20 protein-coding genes and 1 pseudogene are annotated in these 21,254 nt (G+C 69.4%); 10 read left to right on the top strand and 11 right to left on the bottom strand.

Annotation, left to right across the window (positions count from 1 at the left end; genetic code table 11):
- Nucleotides 1–9: 9 nt before the first annotated feature.
- The 10 genes from ACNFOC_RS23910 to ACNFOC_RS23865 all read right to left on the bottom strand — a co-directional run bounded on the left by ACNFOC_RS23910 (nucleotide 10) and on the right by ACNFOC_RS23865 (nucleotide 11,123).
- Nucleotides 10–717, bottom strand: coding sequence for a hypothetical protein (locus ACNFOC_RS23910; protein ID WP_416961149.1), 708 nt, complete (start codon nucleotides 715–717; stop codon nucleotides 10–12).
- A 67-nt stretch (nucleotides 718–784) separates the two neighbouring features.
- Nucleotides 785–1,231, bottom strand: coding sequence for a hypothetical protein (locus ACNFOC_RS23905; RefSeq protein ID WP_416961148.1), 447 nt, complete (start codon nucleotides 1,229–1,231; stop codon nucleotides 785–787).
- A 51-nt stretch (nucleotides 1,232–1,282) separates the two neighbouring features.
- Complete coding sequence (locus ACNFOC_RS23900) at nucleotides 1,283–3,592, bottom strand: glycoside hydrolase domain-containing protein (RefSeq protein ID WP_416961147.1); 2,310 nt, start codon at nucleotides 3,590–3,592, stop codon at nucleotides 1,283–1,285.
- 144 nt (nucleotides 3,593–3,736) lie between these two features.
- Nucleotides 3,737–5,338 carry an alpha/beta hydrolase gene (locus ACNFOC_RS23895; RefSeq protein WP_416961146.1) on the bottom strand — a complete coding sequence of 534 codons (1,602 nt, stop codon included), beginning with the start codon at nucleotides 5,336–5,338 and terminating at the stop codon, nucleotides 3,737–3,739.
- A 134-nt stretch (nucleotides 5,339–5,472) separates the two neighbouring features.
- Nucleotides 5,473–6,249 (bottom strand): TIGR04222 domain-containing membrane protein, encoded by a 777-nt coding sequence (locus ACNFOC_RS23890; protein ID WP_416961145.1) that lies wholly within the window; start codon nucleotides 6,247–6,249, stop codon nucleotides 5,473–5,475.
- Nucleotides 6,250–6,366: 117 nt separating this feature from the next.
- The gene (locus ACNFOC_RS23885) at nucleotides 6,367–7,137 is read right to left on the bottom strand and encodes a DUF4142 domain-containing protein (protein ID WP_416961144.1); all 771 of its coding nucleotides are present in this window, start codon (nucleotides 7,135–7,137) and stop codon (nucleotides 6,367–6,369) included.
- Nucleotides 7,138–7,262: 125 nt separating this feature from the next.
- Nucleotides 7,263–8,633, bottom strand: coding sequence for an MbnB/TglH/ChrH family RiPP precursor modification enzyme (locus tag ACNFOC_RS23880; RefSeq protein WP_416961143.1), 1,371 nt, complete (start codon nucleotides 8,631–8,633; stop codon nucleotides 7,263–7,265).
- Nucleotides 8,634–8,800: 167 nt separating this feature from the next.
- Nucleotides 8,801–9,589 (bottom strand): DUF4142 domain-containing protein, encoded by a 789-nt coding sequence (locus ACNFOC_RS23875; RefSeq protein WP_416961142.1) that lies wholly within the window; start codon nucleotides 9,587–9,589, stop codon nucleotides 8,801–8,803.
- A 136-nt stretch (nucleotides 9,590–9,725) separates the two neighbouring features.
- Complete coding sequence (locus ACNFOC_RS23870; protein WP_416961141.1) at nucleotides 9,726–10,337, bottom strand: TIGR03086 family metal-binding protein; 612 nt, start codon at nucleotides 10,335–10,337, stop codon at nucleotides 9,726–9,728.
- Nucleotides 10,338–10,439: 102 nt separating this feature from the next.
- Entirely contained in the window at nucleotides 10,440–11,123 is a 684-nt protein-coding gene (locus ACNFOC_RS23865; protein ID WP_416961140.1) for a TetR/AcrR family transcriptional regulator, read from the bottom strand.
- Between the two features lie 45 nt (nucleotides 11,124–11,168).
- Between ACNFOC_RS23865 and ACNFOC_RS23860 the strand changes: the two genes are divergently transcribed.
- The 9 genes from ACNFOC_RS23860 to ACNFOC_RS23820 all read left to right on the top strand — a co-directional run bounded on the left by ACNFOC_RS23860 (nucleotide 11,169) and on the right by ACNFOC_RS23820 (nucleotide 19,823).
- Entirely contained in the window at nucleotides 11,169–11,624 is a 456-nt protein-coding gene (locus ACNFOC_RS23860; protein WP_416961139.1) for a hypothetical protein, read from the top strand.
- Between the two features lie 150 nt (nucleotides 11,625–11,774).
- Nucleotides 11,775–12,599 (top strand): ABC transporter ATP-binding protein, encoded by an 825-nt coding sequence (locus ACNFOC_RS23855; protein ID WP_416961138.1) that lies wholly within the window; start codon nucleotides 11,775–11,777, stop codon nucleotides 12,597–12,599.
- Between the two features lie 17 nt (nucleotides 12,600–12,616).
- Nucleotides 12,617–13,471, top strand: coding sequence for an ABC transporter permease (locus ACNFOC_RS23850; protein ID WP_416961137.1), 855 nt, complete (start codon nucleotides 12,617–12,619; stop codon nucleotides 13,469–13,471).
- Nucleotides 13,472–13,607: 136 nt separating this feature from the next.
- Entirely contained in the window at nucleotides 13,608–14,717 is a 1,110-nt protein-coding gene (locus tag ACNFOC_RS23845; protein WP_416961136.1) for an ABC transporter substrate-binding protein, read from the top strand.
- 39 nt (nucleotides 14,718–14,756) lie between these two features.
- On the top strand, nucleotides 14,757–15,818 hold the full coding sequence (locus ACNFOC_RS23840) for an LLM class flavin-dependent oxidoreductase (RefSeq protein ID WP_416961135.1): 1,062 nt from the start codon (nucleotides 14,757–14,759) through the stop codon (nucleotides 15,816–15,818).
- Nucleotides 15,818–16,477: a cysteine hydrolase family protein gene (locus ACNFOC_RS23835; protein WP_416961134.1), complete on the top strand. Its 660-nt coding sequence runs from the start codon at nucleotides 15,818–15,820 to the stop codon at nucleotides 16,475–16,477. The genes ACNFOC_RS23840 and ACNFOC_RS23835 overlap by 1 nt, the downstream gene beginning before the upstream one ends.
- Nucleotides 16,474–17,808, top strand: a complete 1,335-nt coding sequence (locus ACNFOC_RS23830; protein WP_416961133.1) for an NtaA/DmoA family FMN-dependent monooxygenase — start codon at nucleotides 16,474–16,476, stop codon at nucleotides 17,806–17,808. Before ACNFOC_RS23835 ends, ACNFOC_RS23830 begins: the two co-directional genes overlap by 4 nt.
- Nucleotides 17,809–17,866: 58 nt before the next feature.
- On the top strand, nucleotides 17,867–19,255 hold the full coding sequence (locus ACNFOC_RS23825) for an MFS transporter (RefSeq protein ID WP_416961132.1): 1,389 nt from the start codon (nucleotides 17,867–17,869) through the stop codon (nucleotides 19,253–19,255).
- Nucleotides 19,256–19,304: 49 nt separating this feature from the next.
- Entirely contained in the window at nucleotides 19,305–19,823 is a 519-nt protein-coding gene (locus ACNFOC_RS23820; protein ID WP_416961131.1) for a flavin reductase family protein, read from the top strand.
- Nucleotides 19,824–19,835: 12 nt separating this feature from the next.
- Here ACNFOC_RS23820 and ACNFOC_RS23815 read toward each other — a convergent pair whose 3' ends face one another.
- Entirely contained in the window at nucleotides 19,836–20,720 is an 885-nt protein-coding gene (locus ACNFOC_RS23815; protein WP_416961130.1) for an oxygenase MpaB family protein, read from the bottom strand.
- A 181-nt stretch (nucleotides 20,721–20,901) separates the two neighbouring features.
- Between ACNFOC_RS23815 and ACNFOC_RS23810 the strand changes: the two are divergent.
- Nucleotides 20,902–21,254 (top strand): annotated as a pseudogene (locus ACNFOC_RS23810) (methyltransferase family protein); the annotation flags it as partial.

Raw genomic sequence — 21,254 nt, 5'->3', positions numbered from 1 at the left:
GAAGTTCCGTCAGGCCGCCTGGCGGTGTTCCAGCGCGCGGGCGGCCTTGCGCCTGGCCGGGACGAAGGGGTCGATGGCTCCGGCTCCGGCGCCCGGGGTGACGGCCCAGGCGTCGATCTTCGCAGCGACCTTCCGGAGCAGTGCGCTGCCGGGCTTGACGTCTATCTGGAAGTGGCTCTCCTTGGCCACTCCGCGCTCGTCGCCTCCCCAGCGGACCGCGCCCTCGCAGTCGGCGAGGATGTCCCGCAGCACGATCAGTTCGCTGGGGAAGAAACCGCCTGTGACGCCGACCGGGTAGAGCAGGGGACGGATGGCGAGCGCGGTGCCGGAGAGGTAGTTGCTCTCGAAGGCCGCACCGACCTTCCGGTGGGTCGAGTGACCGGTGACATCACCCTTCGACAGGGGGTGGATCTCGTAGTGGAAGCGCCGGGCCACGTGCAGCAGGAGGGTCGCGGAGGCACCCTCCCGCAGGGCTACCGAGACGTCGCTGCCCTCGATCCGAAGGGTCTTGATCTCGGATCCGGCGGAGGGGGCCACCTTCCAGCCGTTCTGCGAGGTGGACCCGTCCCAGGTGCCGGAGTCCGTCGCCGCGCGTGCCGTACCGGCGGCGGTACCGGTGATCCAGAGAGCTCCGGCCAGGCCGACGCCGGTGGCCAGGACCGCGCGGCGGGTCGGCCGGGTACCGCTCGGTCTTGTTTCGGTCGTGTCGTCACGCATCGTCGGGCACTCTCCGTTTTCAGGTCCGTTGTCGGGTCCGTTGACAGGTGCGTTTTCTGGTGAGCCTTCAGGTCCGGAGGCGGGTCTGTCGTCGGGTGGACGTCCAGGTGCGCAGGGCGCTGTAGATCGCGAGGACTCCTCCCGACACCGTTGCCACCAGGCAGACGATCAGTACGGGGGACACCCATGGGGGGACGAGTTCGAAGGACGGGTGCTGCCGGAAGACACAGCGGGCCGACGGGGGGAAGACGCGGATGGCGACCCGTACGAAGTCGGTGTCGGCGCCGAGCGCCCCGCATTGGTCGCCGGGATCGGGCACGCCGCTGAACGCGATCGCGGCCCGGGCGGCGGCGACCAGACTGCCGCACATACCCAGCAGACAGGTCCAGATCCACACGGCGGTGAGGTCGCGGGTGAGCCAACGCCGGGCCCTGCCCGTGGCCCCTCGCCCGGCCGGCCCGGGAGGCGCCGGGCGGGGAGCGGGATCATCGGGGTGGCGCGGCGTCTGTGTCATGTCGTCGTTCCAGTTTCCGGCGGGTGCGGTCCGGCGATCGGACCGGTCGGATCAGGCGTTCTCCTGGCCCACGATCGCGACCAGGGTGTCCACGTAGCCCTGCACGAACGGGTCGAGCAGGTCGTCGGGGAGCATGGCGGGCTGGAGTGTGAGCGCCCCCGCCATCTTGATGATGGCGGCGATCCGCAGATCGGCCACGATCCCGGGGTTGGTGAGCATGTCCATCGCGGTGTCGTAGACGGTGCTGCCGTTGCCGCCGTAGCGGGCGTCGAAGAAGCGCCGGAACCTGCTGAGGGCGCCCCCGCCCCGGAGCATGTTCGTGACGGCGTCCACGATGGTGGTTCCGCTTCCGTCGCTGAGCTGCATGCCGATGAGGTAGCCGTCCGCGTCCTCGATCAGGTCGTCCATCATGAAGGTCGACGACGTGTTGATCTTCGCCAGACGGTCCATGCAGTAGGTGTAGCCCGACGCGGTGGTGTCGGAGTCCCGCCGCCACTCCCCGTAGAAGGTGCTGAGGTCGCCACCCCAGCCGGCGAAGTCGCCGAGGTTGGTGGTGGAACCGGAGCCCTGACCCCGCACGGCGACGCCGTTCGCGGTGGCCCCGAAGTGGGGCACCTTGATGGAGATGCCGGCCACCGGGTCCGTGTAAGTGAGCACCCGATCCGGCCCGTTGGCATCGGCGTAGGCGATCCAGTCGTCGTCGGGGTCCGAGAGGATCTGCGTCCAGCCGGTGGTCACACCCGTGTATGTCGGGTACCGCAGGTATTCCAGGACCCGGATGTTCGGGTCTCCCTGGCCCCAGGCGACGGCCGTCTGATAGAGGTCGTAGATGTATTGCAGATAGGAGTCGAGCGGGCTGGCGGGAGAGTTGACCTTGTTGACCCCGCTGTCGGCGCCTACCCGGTGCACGTCTTTGTCGATGTTGATCGCGCCCGTGCCCGAGCCGGTGGAGAGCGTCTGTATCTGGTTGAAAGCCCAGTTCGCCGGCAGCGGGTAGCCCAGGTTCCCGGAGTATCCCCAGGACATTCCGGAGACGAACGAGTGCGCCGCGTATGCCTCGTCGGTCACCCGGGAGCAGACGTTGCGGGAGCCGTAGACCCCGTAGATGTAGCGCTTTCCCTGCGATGCCAGGCCGCTGGAGACCCCGAGGAAGTAGTCGATGATGTGGTTGGAGATGTCGTCGTCGGTGGCGTCGAAGTCGACGGAGAAATAGATGACGGTGCCGGGGTCGAATCCGTAGCCGACAGCCGCCGTATGGGCCCCCAGTGCGTCGGTGTACCCCTGTGGGTAGGTGAAGTAGCCGGCGGAGCCACCGTTGTACTGCGAAATGGGGAACACTCGCATTCCGTTCTGGAATATGGTGTCCAGTTCGCCGGGCTGTATCCGCTTGTTGAGGTAATTGTCCGAGGGTCTCTCGTCGAGATAGCGCCCGACGATGGTGTACCCGGCGGCCTTCAGCGCTTCGGCGCGGTCGTCGGTGATCGTGGTGATGCAGTCGCAGGCGGTTCCCGGCCGGTCGGCGTCGCCCATGGAGACGAGGAGTTGGCACCAGGTCTCGTAATCGGCGGTCCCGTTCTGGACGAGACCGGAGAACTTCTGGAAGCTGCTGACGTCGTCCGACAGGCCGGTGAAGGTACTGGTGAAGTCGGAGCTGGCGCCGTTGCACACCAGGGCTGCGGAGAACAGCTGGACGAACACCCCCGTCGATCCGTCCGACAGGGGGGTGGCGGCCAGTCCGGCCTGGGTGGTCGGGCCGAAGTTGCCGGTGGCGGAGTCGGTCGGGACGCCCAGTTCGTACTGGATGGCCTGCATGAGCGCGGTCTGGACGCCCCTGGAGAAGTGCCCGTCGCAAGGGATCAGATAGAAGTTGTCGCGGTCTGCGAAGTACCTTCCGTTCAGCCACTGTTGGATGCTCCGGACGGTGCTCGACCCGCCGGAGAGGAGTATGTAGGCGTCCATGGTGAGGAGGGCCTTGAACACCTTCGGCTGTACGGATCCGTCCCCGTCCAGGCCGGCGTCCGACTTGAGGCTCTGGACGCTCTCGGAGGTGAGCGTGCCGTACACGCCGTCTCCGTCACCGCCCCAGTAGCCCTTGCAGAACAGGCCGTACTGGACGATGTTCACCAGGTTCTTGTTGGTCTCGGAGGGCCCGATGTCGCCGTGCAGGGCCAGATCGGCCAGGGTGGTCGGCCCGAAGTTGGCGGACAGTGTCGTGATGCCCAGCTCGTGCTGGAGCCCCATGGTCAGGGAGTACATGGTGGACCAGCCGGTGTTGCCGTCCTCCGGACAGGCGACATAGCCGGACAGGCTGCCGTAGGTGGCGTTCACCCATTGCTGCGCTTCGAGAACTTTCTGGTCCATTGGCGGTGGGTGAAGTGGAAAGGCGGCAGATGTAAGCGCTTCAGTGTGAGATGTCGTCTTTATGAGGGCTATGTACCGTGATCCGAGTGGAAGACCGCGCCTGTCGGCGCGGCCTCGCCCTCGGGTGATGATTCAGGCCCTCCGCTATCGGCGCCCTCGCCCCGCAGTGGTCGGCTTCGGTTCCCGGTGGGGTGCGCACGCCGCGCGCCGCTCCGGCAGCCGCCCTTCCAGCAGATACGCGTCCAGATACCCGTTGACGCACTTGTTGGATCCCCCCGCGATCCCATGCGTCCCGGCATCCCGCTCGGTCACCAACACCGAGTCGGACAGCCGCCGTTGCAACTCGAGGGCGCCGTCATACGGGGTCGCGGCATCCCGCTCGGCGGCAAGGATGAGCACCGGCGGCAGCTCACCCGGCCCCGTCCGCACATCAAGGGGCTGCTGACGCGGCTCGGGCCAGTACGCGCACGGCAGGTTCATCCACACGTTGTCCCAGGTCTCGAACGGCGCCACACGCGCGAGCCGGGTGTTGTCCCGGTCCCAGACGCTCCACTCGGTCGGCCAGGGTGCGTCGTTGCACTCGACGGCCGTGTAGACCGCGTTGCCGTTCTCCGCCTCGACGGCCGCCTCCGGGGTCGGTCCGGCCTGCTGGATCAGCTGCTTCGGGTCGCCCTTCAGGTACGACGACAGCGCGGCGGCGCTGTGCGGCCAGTAGTCGTCGTAGTACCCGGCCGACAGGATCGCGCCCTGCAACTGCGCCGGCCCCACCTTGCCGCCCGCGGGCTTCTCGGCGAGCCGCGCCTCGGCCTTGCGGTAGCTGCCGAGCACCTTCGCCGCCGTGTCGCCGAGGCCGTAGACGTCGTCGTGCCTGGCGATCCACTCCCGGAAGTCCGTCCAGCGGCCCTCGAACGCGGCCGACTGGTCGAGGTTGTTGCGGTACCAGACCTGCTCGGGGTCCGGGTTCACCGCCGAGTCGAACACCATGCGGCGTACGTGCGAGGGGAACAGCGTCGCGTACAGCGCCCCGAAGTAGGTGCCGTAGGACGCGCCCATGAACGTCAGTTTGTCCTCGCCGAGTGCGGCGCGCAGGACGTCCAGGTCGCGGGCGTTGTTCAGGGAGTTGTAGAAGCGGAGCTTGCTGCCGGAGCGCTTGGCGCAGCCGCGCGCGTAGGCCTTGGCCTCCGCGACGCGCTCCTTCTTGTACGACTCAGAGGGGTACGTCGGTGACTGCGAGGGTCCCTTGAAGAAGTGCTTGGGGTCCACGCAGGACAGCGGCGCCGACTTGTCGACACCGCGCGGGGCGTAGCCGACGAGGTCGTAGGCCGACGCGATGCGCTTCCACTCGGGGAGCATGCCGATCAGCGGGAAGTAGAGGCCGGAGGCGCCGGGGCCGCCCGGGTTGTAGACCAGGGGGCCCTGGCCGGGCACTCTGCGCTTGCTGTTGTGCGGGTCCTTGTGGGTGGCCCGGGCGCGGCTGACGGCCAGTCTGATCTGCTTGCCGTCGGGGTGCGCGTAGTCCAGCGGGACGGAGACCGTGCCGCACTCCATGACGCCGGGCAGGTCCTGCGCGTCGGGGCACTTCCCGAAGGTGATGCCCGCGGCCCGGGCGTGCGCGGCGGCCAGCGTGGTGCCCGTCGACTCGGCCGCGCGGATGCCGGGAACGCCCGGCGTACCGGTGGCCGGGGTGGCGACGAGGGTGGTGAGGAGCAAGGACCCGGCGGCCGAGTACAGGGCGGCGGCTCGCATGGTGGGGTATCCCTTCGGAGCACGGCAGCAACAAAAGGGATGTTTCGTTCGGCTGTTGGCGAAGGCAAGCACCATCGGGCGGTGTCGGCCCCAATGACCCCTGTGCGCCCCCGGGGAGCGCCTTCACGCTGTGGTCAGCGGCGCCACTCGTACTGCTCGCGGTGCGCGAACGCCGCCCGCAGATCCGGCTCACCGACCGCGCGGATGCCGCGCACGGCGACGGACGTCAGATACGTACGGTCGTCCCCGGCGCCCGCATGCCGGGCCAGCGTGCCCAGCAGCCGCTGACCGGCCGGGGAGGCCCAGCGCGAGTACGGGTGCACCTCGACCCGCGCGATGGCCAGACAGCTCAGCGTGAGGGCCAGCGGCAGCGCGAACCAGAGCGCGACCAGCCCTTGCGGCATCTCGGCCCCCGGCGTCAGCAGCGCGGTCGCGCCCAGCGCGAGCACCACTAGCGCGGCGGCCCGCACCTGCCGCACCCCGGACGCAACCGTCGTAGTACTCCCGTCCGGTACGGCCAGACCCGCGTCGACGAGCCGGGCGGCGACGTCGCGGACCGCGTCCGTGGCCGCCGCGGTGGCCCGCACCGGGCCGATCCTGGACTGCCCGTCGGGCCCGATGGCGCCTATCACCGACCGCTCGATGGCGTCCCGGCCGCGCGGGTCGACGACGGTCGCCCAGCCGGTGTGCGCGAGCAGCAGCCGGTGCTGCCGCGCCATGGAGACGAGCGTCAGATCGGCGACCCGCGCGGGACCGCCGGACAGGAACGCCGCCTCGTAGAGCGTCAGATCGTGTCCCGTGCCCGTGTCGTCCGCGTCGACGGCCGCCGCTCTGACGGCGGCCAGGCACAGCCGCGTGCACGCCGTGCCGGCGACGGCCCAGGCCAGGAGCAGGAGAAGGACCCAGAACATGCCACGTTTCTATGCCAAAGGCCCAGCGTGACGCCATGCCTTGTTCACAATCCGGACGGAGCGTTGTCGGTATGTGACGTTCCGAATGTCCGGAAACGAACTACGGCCGAAAACGTTCTACGGCTGCGCAGGCGCCGGTGGGCTGGAGGCGGCCGGCGGGAGGGTGTAGGTCGGGGAGACCGACGGGGCCAGCGGGACGACCTGGCCGGGGTCGGCGGCGGCGGAGACGCTGGGTACGGGCGAACTCGACGCGGCCATGTCCCGGGCCAGCGCGCCGAAGTCGACGTACCCGGTGGCCTCCAGGACCTTGATGTGGTCCAGGACGGTCGTGTTCGCGTCGTCGGCGAGGGCGCGGACCAGGGAGTTCTGGGTGGTGGCGCGGACCTGCGCGACCACCGTGAACACCTTGCCGTGCGCGAGGCGCAGGATGTTGGCGAACTCGCGGTCGAAGTCCACGCCCTGCGCCGCGTTCAGGGTGGCGAGCCACTGCTGTTGCTGCGCGTTGGGCTGGTTGGGCAGCGGCAGCCCGAGCCGGGCGGCGACGTCGCGCACCCGCTCGTCCAGGAACGTGTGCCCGTCGACGAGGTGCTGCCCCGCCGTCCGTACGGCCGCGGTGGTGCCCTTCTCCTCGGCCTGCTGGCCGGCGGGCAGCTCCCACAGCCCGGCCAGCCGGACCTTGGTGACGAAGTCCCGGTCCAGGGCGGACAAGGGCCCGTACTGCGTCGTCACGGTCTGGTCGTTGAGCACGCTCGCACCGGTCGTCCCGGACCGGTCGGCGTAGGACCAGACCGGCAAGACCAGCGCGGCCAGGGTCGCGGTCAGGCCCATGATGATGACGCCTGTGCCACTGAATATGCCTCGGCCCTTTACGGGGGGTCGCGGTCGCATGGGGTGCCTCCTGTTACGGCACCGCACGTGAGTGTGCTTTCTGTGCGCTTCTCGTGCGGGACCGCAATATTACTGTGGAGTCACTGTCGCCTTCCAAGGCCCCACGTCAGCGCGGTCCCGACCCCTCAACGGCGCAGCAGGACCCGCCGGGTGGCGCGGGCGAGCCGGACCGTTGGCCGCGTCGAACGCGGGGCCGGCCCCGAGCGCTCCAGCCACCACTCCCGCAACTCCCGCCGCACCTCGGCGTCCTCGGGCCCGCCCGAGAGCAGCACCTGCCCGGCGAAGTCCAGCGCGTCACGCCGGTAACCGCCGGTCATCGGGTGCGAGTGCGCGTACGCGAGGAAGGCCGGCCGGTACAAGTCCCCGAGGATCTCCGGCAGTTCGGGAGCCACCTTGGCCACGACATCGGCCCGCTTCACCCCGAGCGCCCGCGCCTGCACACCGAGCCGCACCCGGTCGAACCCGTCGGGGACGGGAGTACCGGCGACCAGGGCGGAGAGCAGGGCGGTCTGGGCGAGGGCGAGACGCTGGCGGGTGCCGTCGGAGGACCGCGGTGCGGCCGGGGGAGTGGGAGCGGTGGAAGGGGCGGGCTGAGCGGAGGCGGCGGTGCCGGTGGCCTCGGGCGTGGGTGCCGCCTCCCGTGAGGGCACCCTGCTCGCGGCGGACCGCGCCCACCCCTTGGTCAGCGCTCCTTGAATCGCCTCCAACTCCCGCTCCAGCTCGGCCGGTTCGGGGAAGTTGTCGTCGCGCTCCAGCAGCACCCCCGGCGGGGAGACGCGGGACGCGAGGTCGGTCAGGATGGCGAGGACCTGCGCGGGGACGGGGTGGGCGTGGGTGTCGTGCCAGACGCCGTCGCGTTCGACGCCGCCCGCGACATGGACGTACGCGATGGCCTCGACGGGGAGTTCGGCGAGGGCCTTGGCCGGGTCCTCGCCGCGGTTGACGTGGTTGGTGTGCAGGTTGGCGACGTCGATGAGGAGCCGTACGCCGGTGCGGTCGGCCAGTTCGTACAGGAACTGGCCCTCGGTCATCTCCTCGCCCGGCCAGGCCAGCAGCGCGGCGATGTTCTCGACCGCGAGCGGTACGGGCAGTGCGTCCTGGGCGATGCGGATGTTCTCGCAGAGCACGTCGAGGGCGTCCCGGGTGCGCGGTACGGGCAGCAGGTGGCCGGCTTCGAGGAGCGGGGACGCGGTCAGGGAGCCGCCCGCGCGGACGAACGCGATGTGCTCCGTGACCAGCGGCGCGCCCAGCGCCTCGGCCCGCTCGGCGAGCGCCGTCAGCCTGGCCTCGTCCGGCCGGTCGGCGCCGCCGAGGCCCAGGGAGACGCCGTGCGGGATCACGGTCACGCCGCGCTCGCGCAGCCGTAGCAGCGAGTCGGGGAGGTGGCCGGGGCAGACGTTCTCGGCCACGGCCTCGACCCAGTCGATGCCCGGCATGCGCTCCACGGCGTCCGCGATCTCCGGCCGCCAGCCGATGCCTGTTCCCAGTCGCTCCATCGTCCGTCCCCGTCCGCCAGGCGAGCCATGAACCCCATGAACTCCACAAGTCCGCTGTTCGGTGTGACGGGGGTATCGCCCACGGGCCGGGCCCCGAACCTCGGCCGCGTCACTTTCAGAGCAACATTTGAGGTTCGGGGCCGGGACCTGGACGGCCGGGGCAGGCCCTAGCCCAGCACGCCGTTCGAGTCGACCGGATCCGGTCGGCCGGTGTTCACCGTGCCGGGCGCCGCCGGGGACGGCCGTGAGGTGGCGCCGACGTCGCCGCTCGCTTCGGCGGCCGGCGCGGAGGGCGCCACCTGGCCGGGCAACGGTGCCGCGGGACCGGTCGGGCTGGCGGTCGAGGTGTTGGCGATCCCGTTGGCGATGGCGTCGAAGTCGACCCGTCCGGTCTTCTCCAGGATCGTGATGTGGTCGAGCACGGTCTGGTTGGTGTCCGAGGCCAGCTGCCGCACGAGGGTGTTGCGCGTGCTGTTCCGTACGGCGCCGATGGCCGGGAAGATCTTGCCGTGCGCGGCCCGCAGCAGGTTGACGAACTTGTACTCGTACTCGGCGCCGGTCGCCGCGCTCATCTCCTGCAGCCAGCCCTGCTGTTGCTCGTTCGGCACATTGGGCAGCGCGACATTGAGCTGGGCAGCGACGATCCGGACCCGCTTGTCGAGGTCGGTGTGGCCGACGATGAGATGGTCCCCGGCCTCCTTGATCGCCTGGCTGGGCGCCCGCTCGATCGCCTGCTGACCGGCCGGCAGCTCCCACAGCCCGGCCAGCCGCACCCGCACGATCAGATCCCGGTCGGCGGCCGTCAACGGCCCCCACTCGGTGTTCACGGTGCCCGCCGCCACATTCGCCTGCCCGGTCCCCGCCCGGTCGGCGTACGACCACACGGGAAAGACGAGCGCACCGGTGGTGGCGAAAATGGTCGCGATGAACACAGCCGTACCGTTGATACGACGCAAGGGAGCCTCCCGGGGAAACCAACTGGTCGTTGGAGAAGTCGACGCTTGGCCAGTAGTGCCAGGAGGTACGCACGGGGCGGTTTCCTTGTTCAAAGGGAGGGCAGCTTTACTCAAAGGGCAGGCAAAGGAAGCGAATTCAGCGGCTCTTCGTGGGCCAGTGCTCCGGCGTCCGGCCCAGCAGCCGTAGCGCCTCGTCGAGCGGGCCCGCCTCCGGGGGTGTGTCGAGCGGCGGGGCGAAGGCGAAGCCCGGTCCGCGCAAGGCCGGGTCGGCGGGCACCAGTCGGGCCACCACCAGCGCGATGTCCAGGACGTCGTCCGGCAGGTCGAGTGCTACGCCGAGTGCGGCGGCGACATCCCAGGCGTGGACGACGTAGTCGATGAAGTGGAATCCGATCGCCGTCCGCCCAGGGAAGCTCGCGCCCAGCTCCGGCAGGGCGAACTCCCGCTCGGCGGCGCCGGGTTCGGCGAACGCCGCGAGGACGGCCGTGGCCGCCGCGCGGTGCGTCCTGGCCGGCTCGCTCATGTCCTCCGGCTCCCGCCAGTACGCCCTGTCCCCACCCGCGCCGCGTGCGGCGGCCGCGAACCCGTGATGCTGCGCCGCCATGTGCGCCACGAGCCGCCGCAGGTCCCACCCCGCGCACGGGGTGTCCCGCTCCCAGTCTTCCTCCTGCGCCAACTCCACTACGCGCAAAGCCTCGTACACGGCGATCCGGTCGAGCTCGACGATGTCCGTTCCGGTGGCTGTCATGGGGCTTGAGCCTAAAACTGTGCGAACGGTCGTGCTACTTGTTTTCGGCCGAAGTAGGGGAGGGGGGATGTGCTGCTGGGGAGATGTGAAATGCCTTGTGTCTCAGGGGACTTGAGGAGTCGCCGAAGGGTCCGTGGCCGCGCAGCGCAGCCGTGCCGCTATGCCGACACGGGCCCTGCGGTACGCGGTCTCCTCGTCGTGCAGTACGGATACCGCGTTCGACGTCTCCATCAACGCGACGATCTCGAAAGCGAGTTGGGGTATGTCGGTGTCGGCCCGCAACTCGCCCGCGTCCCGGGCCTCGGCGGCCGTCCGCTCCACGAGGGCCGTCCAGTCCCGCTGGGCGCCGACCACCGCGTCGTGCACCGGACCGGAGCGGGCGTCGAACTCGGCGATGACCTCGTAGAAGAAGCAGCCGCCCGGGAAGACCCGCCCGCGCGAGTACTCCAGCCACAGCTCGCACAGCCGCCACAACCGGCCCACCCCGGGCGGGACTTCGGCGGCGGGCCTGATGACCTTCTCCGTGTAGATGCGGGCGGCCTCGCGCACGGTGGCCAGCTGGAGTTCCTGCTTGGAGCCGAAGAGCGCGAACACCCCGCTCTTGCTGAGCCGCAGCTCGGTGGCCAGCCGGCCCACGGACAGCGCCTCCAGGCCCTCGACCGAGGCGATGTCGACGGTGCGGCGCAGGACCAGCCGCCGGGTGCGGTTGCCCCGCTCGACCCGGCCGTCGAGTCGTGTCATACCCGCGTCCTCGTCAGGTGTCCTTGTCGCTCCGCCGGATCTCATGGTGGTCCACCCTAAGCAACACGGGGGAAACGGACCCTTCCTAGGATGCGGCGCGTGCACCTGACCGTCCTGGACGCCCCCACCGAGTGGAGCCGGTTCGCCGAGGGTTCCATCGAGCGCCGCATGCTGCTCGCGCTCGGCGACCGCCTCGGTACGCCCCTGCGCCCGAAGCCGCTCATGCTGCCCGACGGCAGCCGGGTCGAGGTCGAGGGGATCGACGCCTCCTGCCGCGTGCTCGTCCAACTGGTCGGCAACCAGGGTGCGTACAAGCCCGCGTACCGCAACAAGGTCATGGCGGACATGTTCAAACTGCTCTGGCTGCGGGAGTCCGTACCGACCGCCGAGCGCGCGGTGCTGCTGGTCACCGAGCTGATCGTGCAGGCGCTCGGCGGCTGGGTGGCGCGGGCCGCGGCGGACCTCGGGATCGAGATCCACGTCTTCGACGGCAGCACGGTCGCCCCGCTGCGATCTTCCCCGAAGCCAGACGTAAAACGCCCGTAACAGTCAACGGCGCCGTCCCGAAACACAATCTTCCTACGGTCGGAGGCACCTAAGCGGATTTCCGCGTGGCAGTCAGTCGCACTCGCTACGCACGCTCTCCGACTTCCAGGATCGGGCACTTGTGCCCGCGACATGGATGGGAGCGTGAAGGTGACTGGTACGCCAGCACTCGAACTGCGGTCGGTACGACGGGTCTACGGCTTCGGATCCGCCGCGACCACGGCCCTCGACGACGTCCACCTGACGGTGCCGTCGGGCCGCTTCGTCAGTCTCATCGGCCCCAGCGGCTGCGGGAAGTCCACCCTCCTACGTCTCGTCGCCGGCCTCGAACAGCCGGACCTCGGTGAGGTGTTGGTGCACGGCGTGACGCCCGCGGAGGCGTGCGCGGCCAAGATGATCGGGCTCGTGCCGCAGAGTCCCGCGCTGCTGCCGTGGCTGTCGGTCCTGCGCAACGTCACGCTGCCGCAGAAGATCAACCGGGGCGCCGGGAAGCGTCGTGAACGCATCGCCGACTTCGCCGAGCGGCAGACGGCGGTTCCCGACATGAAGGAACTCCTCGTCAAGGCCGGTCTCGGCGACGCCCTGCACAAGCTCCCGGCCCAGTTGTCCGGCGGCATGCGCCAACGCGCCGCGATCGTGCGGGCGTTCGGCCTGCGACCCGACGTGCTCGTCATGGACGAACCCTTCTCCGCGCTCGACGAGTTCACCCGCGAAAGCCTTCAGGACCAACTCCTCGACCTCTGGGAGGAGTTGAGGACGACCGTCCTGTTCGTCACCCACTCCGTCTCCGAGGCCGTACGGCTCTCCGACACCGTCGTCGTCATGGCACCGAACCCCGGCCGCATCGTCGAGAGCATCGACGTCGACCTGCCCCGGCCGCGCGGTGAACGGCTCTTCGGGGAACGGCGGTTCCACGAGTACGAGGACCTGGTGAGAGAGCGGCTGCGGCGCGCCTGGCACAGTGAAGCCGCGTGAGTGGGGGCGTGAGGGACATGACCGTTGCCGACGAACGCACCACCGCTCCGGTGGCGAAGACACCGCCGCCCGTCGAACCGTCCCGGTTCAGCCTGAAGCACCCGAGGTCGCGGATCGCGTGGATCCGGCCGGCCGTGTGGCTGCCGCTTGTCGTGATGCTGGCGCTGCTTGGCGGGCTCTGGCACTGGGGGGCCGAGCAACTTCCGTATCTGCTACCGCCGTTGTCGGATGTCGGTAGCTCGCTCTCCGATGAACTCGGCTACTACGTCCACAACGCGCTGGTGACCCTTGGCGAGGCTACGGCCGGGCTGGGGATGGGGTTCGTCGGGGCGTTCGTCCTCGCGGTGCTGACCAGTGAACTGCCGTTGGTGCGGCGGGCGGTGATGCCGGTCGCTGTCGTCCTCAATGTCACGCCGCTGGTTGCCATCGCGCCGGCGCTTGTCGTGGCTTTCGGCTTCGGGCCGATGCCCAAGCTGATCATCACCGGGCTGATCTGTTTCTTTCCGATTCTCATCAACACGGCTACGGGGTTGCGGTCTGTGCCGCAGCAGGTGTTGCAGGTCTATCGGACGATGGACGCCAGTCGGGTCGAGTTGTTGTGGCATGTGCGTGTGCCCAACGCGCTGCCGTATCTCTTTGCCGCGCTGCGTATCGTCTTTCCGCTGTCGATCATCGGCGCGGTGGTGGCGGAGATGTCGGCGTCCGGGTCTACCGGGGGGCTGGGTACGGCGATCAGTGTGGCCTCCTCGATGAATCAACTCCCTGTTGTTTACGCCTCGATCGTCGTGCTTGCGGTGATGGGCGTGTTGCTGTTGCTCGCGGTGACTGTCGTTGAGCGGCGTGTGCTGCATTGGCATGACAGTACGGATTGAGCCGTGACAGCACGGTTGTTATCTGCGGGCCGGTGGGGGCTGGTCGCGCCCGCGCGGCGGAGCCGCATATCGATACAGTCCCGCGCCCCTTTCGGGGCGCTCAACTCACCGGAATAAATCCAGTTTGGAGTCACCCATGCCTCGTTATCTCCTCACCAGATCTACCCTCGTCGCCGCCGTGTTGGTGCTCGGAGTCGCCGGATGTGGCTCCGGGTCGGATGACAGTGCCTCCGCCGGGTCGGCCGGGTCCGCTATCTCCGCGAAGCGCTGTGCCGAGAACAAAGCTGCCGGGAAGATCACGTATCTCTCCGGCTACCAGTTCCAGTCGTCGGTCTCGATTCTTGAGTACATTGCTGCCGCCAAGTTGGGGTATTTCAAGGACCTCTGCCTCACCGTCGATCTCAAGCCGGGCAGTGGCGACACCGCGCAGAACACCAAGCTGCTCGCCGGGGGACAGGCCACCGTGTCCGCGATCTCCGAGCAGGACCTGATCCAGGCGCAGGCCAACGGCATCGACATCAAGGGGATTTCCTCGTACTCGAATGCCGGGCTCGACATTCTGATGACCAACAAGGACATCACCAAGCTGACCCAGCTCGACGGGAAGGTCGTCGGGCACAAGGGGTATGTCCCCGCCACCGTCGAGGCGATGATGGTCAAGGCCGGCGTCAAGTGGGACTCGCTCAAGCTGGTCAAGGAGGGGTACGACCCCTCCGTACTGCCCCGCAAGCAGGGCGGTCTCGAAGCGCTCACCGGGTTCGTCTCGAACGAGCCGAATCAGCTGAAGGCGGCCGGCAAGGACGTCACCGTGTGGAAGCCGGTGGACTACAAGATCCCGAGCTCGATCGGCGCGATGGCGGTCAACCCGGCGTTCGCCAAGGCGCATCCGCACGCTGTCGAGGACATTCTGCGGGCCGCGCTGCACGCGTACGAGTACTGCTCCGCCAGCGAGGCGCACATCAGTGAATGCGTCGGCTACGCGGCCAAGTTGTCCGGCCCGACCTACGACAAGAAGCTGAACGCGACGATCTGGAAGACCGAGACGCAGGTCGTCAAGGAGAACCCGACGCCCGGACAGCCGCTGGGCGGTGTCGACCCGGACAACGTGTCCCAACTCGTCGCCATGTTGCACCAGTTCAAGATCGTGCCGAGCAGTGTGACCGCCGCCAAGGCCGAGGCGTGGTTCGACACCTCGTTCGTCAAGGACATCTACAGCGGCGACAAGCTCGTCTGGCCCGCGCCCTAAGAACGCAAGAGACCGCTGAGCCGTAGAAAGGCCCGTGACGTGCCCGCGAAAGAATACGGAATCTTCCTTCCCATCGGGAACGGCGGCTGGATGCTGTCCACCACCGCGCCGCATCCCGAGGCGACCTACGCGTACAACAAGCGTGCCGCCGTGCACGCGGAGAGCATCGGGCTCGACTTCGTGATGTCGATGGCCAAGTGGCGTGGTTTCGGCGGGAGTACGGACCACTGGGGCCGCTCGCTGGAGTCGATGACGATGATGGCGGCGCTCGCCGAGGCGACCAGCCGGGTCAAGATCTGGGCGACCCTGCACGCCAACGTCCACAACCCCGCGGTCGCGGCGAAGATGCTCACCACGCTTCAGGACATCTCCGGCGGGCGGGCCGGGATGAACATCGTGAACGGTTCGTACGCGGGGGAGTTCGAGCAATTCGGCGACTGGGACCCGGAGTTGAGCCACGAGGACCGTTACCGGATGACCGAGCTGTGGGCGGAGGCGGTCACCCGGCTGTGGACCGAGGACTCGGTCACCATGCGCACCCCGTACTTCGACCTCGTCGACTGCGAGTCCCGTCCGCATCCGGCGACCCGGCCGACCCTCATCAGCGCGGGGCGGTCCGAGGACGCGCGGCGGTTCCAGGCCCGGTACGCCGACGGTGCCTTCCTCGCCGCCGACAGCCTCGACGACATGCGGTCGCTCTCCGCCGACGTGCACGCGCGGGCGAAGGCCAACGGCCGTGTCTGCAAGACGTATTCGATGCTCACCGTCGTCCAGGACGACACCGACGAACTGGCCGTCAAGAAGGTGAAGGAGTGGGGCGCGGGCGTCGACCGCGAGGCCCTCGCCCATATGCGGCACACCTGGGGCGTCCCCGCGGACCAGGCCCGCGCGTGGGCCGACGGCGCCAACGGGGAGGCGGCCTTCCAGACGCCGTACGTCGCCGGTTCGACCCGTACGGTCACCGAGCACATCGAGTACATCGTGCGGGAGGCCGACCTCGACGGACTCATGCTGATCTTCCCGGAGTACGACGAGGACATGCTGCTGTTCGGCGAGACGGTGCTGCCCACGCTGCGCGCCCGCGACGAGGTGGCGGCCTGATGCCCGACCTGCGGGACAGACAACTCGCCCAGCTCGCCGGGCCGTTCAGCAGGCCCGCGCTCGTCGTGGTCGACGTACAGCGCGACTTCGCCGATCCGGACCGACTGGGGGCGTACGGCCTGACGGACGCGGCGCTGACGGCACTCGACCGGACGGTCACCCGTATCGCCGAGCTCGTCGACACCGCGCGCTCCGCCGAAGTGCCGGTCGTCTGGGTGGAGTTGGGCAGCGACCCGGCGCGGCCGTGGCGGTCGAGCAACTGGCTGCGCGAGGGCGACTACGACGCGCCCATGAGCCCGGACGAGCCGTGCCGCGTCGGCACATCCGGCGCCGAGTGGTATCGAATGCGGCCGGAGGAGGGGGAGTTGCGTGTCGTCAAGCGCGGCTACAGCGGCTTTCTCGGCACCGATCTCGACGCGCGGCTGCGCGCCGCCGGCCACGACTGGCTCACCGTCGTCGGCCTGACCAGTGAGTGCTGCGTGTACGCCACCGCCCAGGACGCCGTCCAACTCGACTGGCCCGTCGTCGTACCGCAGGACGCGACGACCGCCTACGACCACCACGTCAACGCCGCCGCCCTGTTCCAACTGGGCCTGAACGTGGCCGTATTGAGCGACGCCGACGAAGTGGCCGAGCTGTGGAAGAAGGCCGCGCGATGACCGGAATGCACATCGGCTACGACCTCTCGTTCACCCACACCGAGGGCGCCTGGGCGCGACAGGGGTCGTGGATCGGGCGGGACTTCCCGGACGTCCGGATGTTCATGGAGCTGGCGCAGACCGCCGAACGCGCGGGCGTGGGCCTGCTGTTCTTCGGTGACGGCAGCGGCATCCCCAGCACCTGGCGGGGCAGCATCGCACCGGCCGTGGAGTGGGGCATCCAGTGGCCGCGCCACGACATGGCGCCGGTGATCGCCGCGATGTCCACGGTGACGGAGAAGGTCGGCTTCGGGCTGACGTACTCCTCGACGTTCATGCATCCCTTCTACGTCGCCCGGCTGTTGAACTCGCTCGACCATGTGACCGGCGGCCGGATCGCCTTCAACGTGGTCGCCTCCACACGCGGCGCGGACGCGGCCAACTACGGGTTCACCGAGCTGATGGACCACGACCTGCGCTACGAGCGGATGGAGGAATTCATCGACGTCTGCCGGGCGTTGTGGGATTCCGTGGCGCCGGACGCCATCGTCCGCGACCGGAGCACGGGCCGGTTCGCGGACCCCGGGAAGGTGCACCCCATCGACCACGAGGGGCGCTTCTTCACCGTCAAGGGACCGCTCGCGTCCGTACCCGGCCCGCAGTACCACCCGCTCATCGTCCAGGCGGGCAACTCGCCCCGGGGCATTGCCGCTTCGGCCCGCTTCGCCGACCTCGTCTTCGGCTTCGGCGGCAACCTCGCCGGCCAGCAGCGGCACCGCAAACTGCTGGACGAGGCGCTCCTCGCCGAGGGGCGGGACCCGGAACACGTGGGCATCCTCTGGGCGACCCAGGTGATCGTCGGCCGCACGAAGGCCGAGGCGCTGGCACGCTGCGAGGCGGTGCACGAGTTCTGGAACGAGGAGGCCGTCGCCACCTACCTCTCGCACAACGCCGGCTACGACTTCTCGACGCTCCCGGCATCGTTCCAACTGGGTGAGCTGCGCGACGAGTTGGCGGCGGCCAACGCGAGCCCCGCGGGGATCGTCGGCTCGCTCGTCGCCGAGTTCGGCGCGGACCACACCATGAGCCGTAGCGATTTCTTCGCGCACGGCCGGGGGCGGGCGACGGGCCTGGACCACAGTGTCGTCGGCGATCCGGCCACCGTGGCCGACGCGTTGGAGGAGACCTTCGCCGCGACCGGAGCACGCGGCGGCTTCATGTTCTCCAGCCCGCTGGCCATGCCCTCCGGCTTCGCCGGGATCAGCGAACTGCTGCTGCCCGAACTGCGCCGCCGGGGTGCGCTCGCGCCGCCGTACCAGGGGCCGACTCTCCGCGAGAACCTGGCAGTTTGAGATGCCCCCGAAGAGCGGGAGTGATGGTGAGGTTGGGAGTGGGGATGGGGGTGCGAGCGTGCGGCGCGAGTGGTTCGCGCTCGGCAGCCTCTGCACCGGGTTCTTCATGCTCCTGCTGGACAGCACGATCACCTCGGTCGCGCTGCCGTCCCTGATCAGCGGGCTGCACACCGGCGAGACCGCCGCGATGTGGGTCAACAGCGGCTATCTCATCGCCTACGCGGTGCCGTTGGTCGTCGCGGGACGACTGGGGGACCGCTACGGTCATCGGCGCGTCCACCTGGCCGGGCTTGCGGCCTTCACGCTCGGGTCGCTGCTGTGCGCAACCGCCGCCTCCATCACGGCACTTGTCGCATGGCGGGTGGTGCAGGGCATCGGTGCCGCGCTGATGACACCGCAGTGCCTGACCCTCATCAAGGCGCTGTTCCGGCCGCCGCGGCTCGCCGTGGCGCTCGGGGTCTGGGGTGCGGTCGGCGGAGCGGCGGTGGCCGTCGGACCGCTGCTGGGCGGTTTCCTCGTCGCCGCCGGGGGCTGGCCCGCGGTGTTCTGGGTCAACGTTCCGGTCGGTGTCGCGGCGCTGGTGGCCGTGGCCGTGTTCGTACCGGTCCTGCCGCGACAGGATGCGCGCATCCCGGTGTGGGCGATCTGCGCGAACGCGAGCGGTGTCGGCGCGCTGGTGATCGGCATCCAGGGCACGGATGCAGCGAGGGGTGAAGTGCTGGGCGTGCCGCGGTGGTTGCTCGTCGTCGTGGGGGTGGTGGTCGTCGCCGGTGTGGTGTGGTTCCAGCGCCGGGACGGTCAACGCGCCCTGGTGCCGGTCGGGTTGTTGCGCAGCCGGGGGTTCGTCGTCGCGGCCTGGGCCGGCGCCGCGGCGGCCTTCTGCTCCGGGTCGGCGATGATCCCGCTGATGCTGTACCTCCAGCGGGAGCGCGGGCTCGACGCCGGCGCGGCCGCCCTCACCCTCGTACCGATGGGCGTGGTCTGCCTGTTGGGGGCACCGGTGTCCGCCCGGCTCAACAACGGGATCGGGTCCCGCGCGGTCGCCGTCATCGGCTCAGGCGCCCTCGTCCTGTCCATCGGGACGTCGGCGGTGCTCGTCGCGACGGACGCCCCGATCGCCGCGCTGACCGCGACCTTCGCGGTGTACGGGGTCGCCAACTCCTTTGTCTGGTCGCCTCTTTCGATCGCGGCGGTGACCTCGGTCGGCCCGGACGAGGTCGGGGCGGCGTCCGGAACCTTCAACGCCATGAAGCAACTCGGCGCGGTGCTGGGCAGCGCGGTGTGTGCCGTTCTGCTGGCCGGGCACGGCTACGCGACGACGCTCGGCGGGCTCGCGGCGGTCGGAGTGCTCTGCCTCCTCGCCTGCGCACTCCTGCGTACCGAGCCTCCCGGCAACGGACCCCTCACGGTGTCCGCCGCGCCACAACTACCCACAGGAGTCGCGTGATGAAGCCTGATGAGGCCTCATGAGGCCCGAAGCGGACGGGGGTTGCACGATGACGGCAATGGAAGGCCTGGAGAATCTGGACGGCATCACCTCGGACCCCGAGGAGATCACGAGGGCGTTCTCCGGCTTCCCGTCGGGCGTCGCGGCCCTCTCCGCACGCGTCCACGGCGACCCGACCGTCATGATCGTCTCGTCGTTCGCGGTCGGCGTCTCCCACAACCCGCCCATGGTCTCCTTCGCGGCCCAACACACCTCCACCACCTGGCCGTTGCTGTCCCGCGCGCAGGCCATCGGAATCTCCGTCCTGGGCGAGGGCCACAGCGACAAGGCCCGCCAGCTCGGCTCCCGCAGCAAGGCGGGCCGGTTCACCGACCTGCGCACGGTGGAGGCGGAATCCGGCGCGATCTTCCTCGACGGCGCCCCGGTGTGGCTGGAGTGCACCGTCGAGCACAGCTACCCGGCCGGCGACCACGACATCATCGTGCTGCGGGTACTGGCGATGCGGTCCGACGATGAGCGGAGTCCGCTGGTGTGGCACCGAAGGACCTTGAAGATGCTGGGTAGTTGAGGCGGTTCACCCTCAGGGGGTGCTCGCGGCGGAGGGCCCGCGCCGGGTCTGCCGCAGCCGTTGGGGAAGCGGCCTGCGGTAGTCGGGCAGCAGGCGCTGGGCGAGGAACGCGGACTTCAGGAAGACGCGGACGGCACGCTCGCGGCGCGGGGAGAGCCAGCCGATCCGATGGAGCCGGCAGACCCGCTCGCCGGCGAGATACCGGGTCAGGTCCCTGCCGAACGCCCGTAAGGGGATGGGGAACCAGTACTCGGCGAAGAACTCCATCATCGCGGTCGCCACCCGGTGGCCGGACTCCGTCCCCTCATACGGCCGGGACTCAAACTTCAGGGCGAACTCGGTCATCGCGTCCCAGTCCTCCGGGAAAGCCTCGTCGGCCAGCGGGCCGGACTCGCGCTCCAGGAGGCGGAAGAGGGTCTGCGCCCAGCGATGCCAGGCGGTCTTCATGTTCTCGCTCGTACCCGGCAGGCCGAGCGAGGTCTGAAGACGGTCGGCGAACGTGGCCAGCAGCACCAGGGGATAGACGAAGTCGTCGACGTCGTCGAAGTTGCCGGGCAGATGAGGCGTCCCGCGGGAGATGGCGTGGTGCATGCGGTTGAGCCGCTCGGCGGCCTCGCGGCCCGCAGCGCTCGACAACCCGTCCACCATCCAGGCCATCAGGAACTCGTTGCCGTCCTCGAAACGCCGCCGGGGTCTCCTCTCCAGCTTCCCGGTGTGGGCCAGGGTCGCGGATCCGAAGCCCGGCTGCATCATGCGCATGGTGCCCGGATAGACCATCATCGCCAGCGCGAACTCGGGGACGCGGTGGCCGACGTAGAGCGAGATCATGCGCTCCCAGTCGGTGTCCGGGTCCATCCGGGCCAGTTCGCGGTCGACCCACATGTAGCCACGGTGCACGGTCGGTTCCCCCTCGCGGACTTTCAGAAGGGGGACGCTGCGGCAGGACTGTCCGATGCCACGATCCGTCGTGATCTGGGTCACTTCAACCCTGAGTCATGGATCTCCACCCGAGGGTGGAGCCGCTGAATCAGCCCGTGGGTGGTGGTGGTCGACGCGGGCCGGGGCGCAGCCTTGTGCCATGGGCTCACTACATTCCGCACTCGTCGCTCTCACAGGTATCTGTGTCGCGGTCTTCGTCGTGGCCTGGATCGCGGGCGCCGTCTACTTTGGCGTGAAGAGCGAGTCCGGGCCGGCCGGCTGGGCACGCGGCCTCCGCCGCACCCTGCCCCGCCGGGCTCTGCTGGTCGTGGGTGCCTACGCCTTCTCCGTCCTCGTCAGACACACCCCGGACTCCTTCTGGCACCACCTCCAGTACTGGCAGCCCGAGCTCGCGATCCTGGGCGCCCTGCTCGCCGTCGCCTCCACCGCGCTGCTGCTGTGGGCCCGTTGGGTGCTGGGCGCCATGTGGGCCAGCATCCCGCTCGTCCACGA

The sequence above is a fragment of the Streptomyces colwelliae genome (assembly GCF_048158785.1).
GTDB lineage: Bacteria > Actinomycetota > Actinomycetes > Streptomycetales > Streptomycetaceae > Streptomyces.
This window is presented reverse-complemented; position numbering and strand designations above follow the sequence as displayed.